The organism is Vibrio sp. Y176 (genome assembly GCF_033438945.1).
Genome location: NZ_JAWOQS010000840.1, coordinates 1 through 590, shown reverse-complemented (window position 1 = coordinate 590; position 590 = coordinate 1). Strand labels below are relative to the sequence as shown.

The 590-nt window shown below is 45.3% G+C and carries 1 pseudogene; it reads right to left on the bottom strand.

Features of this window, described 5'->3' with window-relative positions:
- A pseudogene (locus R7O13_RS28955) lies at nucleotides 1–590 on the bottom strand (ABC transporter permease); the annotation flags it as partial.

Genomic DNA, 590 nt, shown 5'->3' with positions numbered 1-590 from the left:
CACCAACAAACAAATCACGGTAATTAAGATCGACATCCAAAAGGTTTTAAAGAAAAGGTCAACGTAGATCTGCCGTTTTTCTGGCTGCGCTGCAATCTCGCCCATTTCGTTCACCTGCATATCCAATGCCGCAAGGTAATGGTTGACGGTTATCGCACCGCTCAGGTTCTTAAAAGCAACCCAGTGTTTTGCATCCGCCCAGCGTTTATCGAGCCTACTCAGTTCTTTTATTGACGTAGGAAGCACTTCTAAACGAGACAATTTTCGTCCCGTTTTCATCATCAAACTGCGCATGCCAGAGACTTCTATGTTCATGCGATTGGCGATTTTAGGCAGGGCTTTGGTCTCATACAGTGCCAGCAGCTCAACCGAAAATGCCTCTACCACTTCGGAATCTGGCAACCCTTGATAATCCCAATGCGCTAACGCTTGGATTGTTTTCGGCAAGGCCTGCGGAATATCTCGGTTGTCGATACTGCGATAAAGCATTTCTAAAATAGGAAACGCAAATGTGAGCAAAATAAAGCATACCAACGGCAACGTCAGCATGATTGAACGTAGGTTTTTATTGCGCTCCGCTTTTTGTAGTT